The organism is Flavobacterium sp., assembly GCF_035760125.1.
GTDB lineage: Bacteria > Bacteroidota > Bacteroidia > Flavobacteriales > Flavobacteriaceae > Flavobacterium.
Window position 1 is genome coordinate 1 of the sequence record NZ_DASTTN010000459.1, and the last position, 4,008, is coordinate 4,008.

Genomic DNA, 4,008 nt, shown 5'->3' on the forward strand with positions numbered 1-4,008 from the left:
AATACATATGTTGCATTAGTCCCATTAACTGTAATATCTGTAAAACCTATACCAGAAGTTGTAGAACTTTGCCATTGATAGGTTGGAGAAGATGCAGTAGTACTACTAATTAATGTCAAAGGTATTGTATTTGAGCAAATAGTTTGACTACTTGAAATAGAACCTGTAAAAGAAGTACATGAAGTAGAACTTGAACAAGGGCCTGTTGTACAATCACCAGTTGAGCCAAAAATAGTACCAGGTTGTCCGTTATCAGCAGTAATAATTGAACCCGCAGTGTCTAATGTTCCCGAACCAGAAATTGCTGAACCAGCTCCGCCGGTAACATTCCCAAATATACTTACAGTACCATTAAATACGACATCATCACTATTATTACTGTTATTCAATAAACCATAAACAACAAAAGCAGACCCAGAATTAACAGTAACAATTGAGCCATTTTGAAAGTCTACTACTGCTGGAGTAGCGGAGAATGAATTACCAACAACACCAACTGTTAAAGTATAAGGAGAATTTATAATAAGTGTTCCTCCGGTGTTAACTGTGATTGATTTAATTTGAGCATTACTATTTATAGTAAATGTCCCTCCATTTTTAACAACAATATCATTACCTGCATGAGTTACATCACTATATGTCACTGAGGTATTAATATCTATAGTAGCTGCATTTACGATTCCTGAAAAAACAAAAAACAGTAAAACAAATAGATTTAATTTAGTCTTAAGTAAAATTTTAGTCATATAGTTTGGGGTATTTCTGGGGTTACTAAGCAAAAAATCTATAATTGACTCGCATTTTAAAACATATTTTACAATGCAAAATCAAAAACAGGTATTTTTACGTGCCAAAAATAAACATTAAAAATTATTTTTCTCAATAAGTTTCATAATTACACCTTAATATCCGTCAAATAACTATTTTTTTTTCTTTTAGAAAGTTAAAAGCTACAAAAAAACTCCATTTTAAAATAAAATGGAGCTCTATAAATCCTTGATAGTTAACTATTATTAAAAAACAATTTCCTGAGTAACCCATTTACCATTTTTAAGTAAAATTTGTACAATTAAAAATTGTTCACTAGAATTAAAATTCAAGACACGAAATTCATTACTGTTCACATTATCCTTTTCATAAAGCAGGCTACCTTTTAAATCATAAACCATCACTTTATCAATTGTTTCACTAAATGAATTGATTTTTATTTGACTATTTTTCACAGAAACAATTACACCCTCCCTTTCTGTGTCAAAAATTCCAGTATCCAGAGCTTTAGCAGTAACATTATTGGACATAAATCGTAATACAAAACGATCGTTAAATATTCCTTTTGAAGTTGTGAAAGAATACACTCCATTTTTAAGATTATGAACAACATTGTTCACTTTATCCTCTATAAAAATTGGTTGATCCGTTAAAACTCCATCTACTTCATTAATACTTATTGTAAAAACACCTTCTATAGTACTTTTATAACCTAATGGCACTCTATCTGTTTTGTCAAATGGAACGGCACGTCCTTGAATCACTAAATTATTACCCTCATTTATACTATAAAAATCAATGTATGCATTACTGTTAGCACTCAAACCATCAAAAACCCTGTCTACCCCATTCGTTGCTCCTGTAGCATAACCAACTAATAATTGCTTGAAAGCACCTTCGGAATTGGTCAAATTCAACCAAACACGATGTTTCTCTATAGCAGCCGTTTTCGATTTAGTCCCTCTAAAAAATTGGGCATTTTTACCTGAAACACCTACTCGCATACTGTTATTAAAAAGAACCGGCCCTGGTACTGTAGCACTTTTAACAAAAAAAGATTGTCCAGCTGCTATATTACCTAAAGGCCTATTAGCAGCAATCTCTACTTCACCAACATCCTTAATACCGTTGCCGTTTGTGTCCACAAAATTTCCACTTGTTCCTACCCCTCCCAAATAATTATAAGAAGCATAGTCAGCGCTAGAATATTTATTATTGGTTATCACTGTACTATGTGTCCAAAAGCGAATTGTAGCTTCAACTCTATTGGTATTTATACTGTTTTCTAATAAAAAGGCATCTGCACTCATAGCTGATGGATATGGATTACCTACTAAGTTACTATACCCTGTTGGGGCAATTGCTAACGTGTATATTCCATTGTTTGGTACTCCTTCAAACTTTACCGATTGAACATAAGTAGCAGCTAAAGGATCAGGCCAAAATTGAGGTTTTGGCACTCTAATGATATATCCTTTTCCGGCAAGCATCATTGAAGTCCCATATGCTTCAACAACCCATTTATTATCTAAGCTATAACTAAGATATTTATCCCATAAAGTGTTTGGCGATAAATCATAAAGGGTTTGACCTTGAACAGGCGAAGACCAATACGTATAATCAAAATTCTTCATAGGGGTAGCAGTACGATTGTAAATAATTTTTCCAGTATTCACAGCATCATTGTTAACCTGAACCAAACTCGCGTTGTTCTCGAAGGTTAAAGAACCTGAAGAAGCTATATCCAATACATTTTCCACTTTTAAAATAGCATCAGCATTCAATCCGCCAACTACTCCAACAACTACTTTTACAAGTGGATTGATTTTACAGGAACAAGCATTTAATTGAGAAGTAATATTGAAATCAGCATTAAAAACTACACTATCACTTATTAGTGGCGATGTAGCATCCAATGTCTTAGACCATTTAACCCCATCCCAAGTATTGGTAACTGAAGCATTTATTGCAACTGGAGTCGAACCTAATGAAACACAACCCAATACATTTTTGGCAGTTACAACATAAGATCCTACAGCTAAATTATTAAAAATTCCTGTGGTGTTAGAATAATCGGAACCATCTATACTATAATTCATTCCTGTTGGCGATGTCACCGTGATAATCCCTTTTGGTACTACACAATTGGGCTGTGAAGTAGCGGTAGCTGATGGAGTCCCTGGCAAGGAATTAACTGTGATTGTAACAACATTGGAATCAATACTAGGTCCACAACTATTTATAGTTCTTGCCTTAACATAATAAGTTACACCGGGATTCAACCCGCTCACACTTAAAGAAGTGGCTGTCGGCACAACTAAATGGTTTTCATAACCTGCCAAATAAGTCACAAACGAGTCTAGGGAAACATCAAAACTATAATTAGTTATATTAGGGATTGATGCCCAAGTTTCAGTAGCTATAGCTTCATTGCAGTCTAGAACAACATTGCTTAGAATTGGAGCATCTGGAATTACAGGCTGCGCATTAATCGTTTCACTTTGTCCAGGGGAAATACATCCCGAAGAATTTTTGACAGTCACACTATAAGTACCAGGCGTAACTAAATTAAAAACACCTGATGTATTAGTATATGTTAATCCATTAATACTATATTTCAATACGCCATCTGGGGCAGGAGTTAAAACGGTTATAGTTCCTGTGGCAACAGAACATGTTGGCTGTACAGGGGAAACTGTCGGAGCACTTGGCAATGTCCCTGAATTAACGACAACAGTTGTAGTAAGATTAAACGTTATACCATCTGAAGGCCTACTTATTGTTACTGTATAAACACCCGAAGTTACAGGAGTTGTTGTTGCTGTAAAAGGAGTTGGATTCTGAGACGTGCTGAAAATTGAAGTACTGGGAGCAGGTCCAAACCATTTATAAGTAAAGGTTCCATTTGGTGGTGGAGTAGCTGATAGAACAATATTATTTCCAACACAAACAGGAGAATTTGATGATACCTTTCCAGTACCTCCAAGGCTTATAAGATCATCAAAGCCTAAAATACCTGCTGCACCTTGACAAGTTGCCAATAAAACACCTCCTATGTACACCCTATCATTACCTGTACAACCCCCGCCATTACCTCCTGCAGGATTTAGTGTTCCTCCATTAACAAATTCAATTGAAGAGCCCGCAGCAAGATACAACCTCTTATTAGCTGTCGAAAAGTCAAGAGTCGCTTTATTAACATTTACTTGAATTGCCCCTAAGCAAGTTAAATCTAAATCG

General features: G+C 35.0%; 2 protein-coding genes. Both read right to left on the reverse strand.

What is annotated here, in order from left to right; translation table 11 throughout:
- Nucleotides 1-746: hypothetical protein (locus VFS71_RS16245; protein WP_326402590.1), on the reverse strand; the 746-nt coding region annotated here is incomplete at its 3' end.
- Between the two features lie 267 nt (nucleotides 747-1,013).
- A partial coding sequence (locus VFS71_RS16250) for a T9SS sorting signal type C domain-containing protein (RefSeq protein WP_326402592.1) occupies nucleotides 1,014-4,008 on the reverse strand: 2,995 nt, incomplete at its 5' end.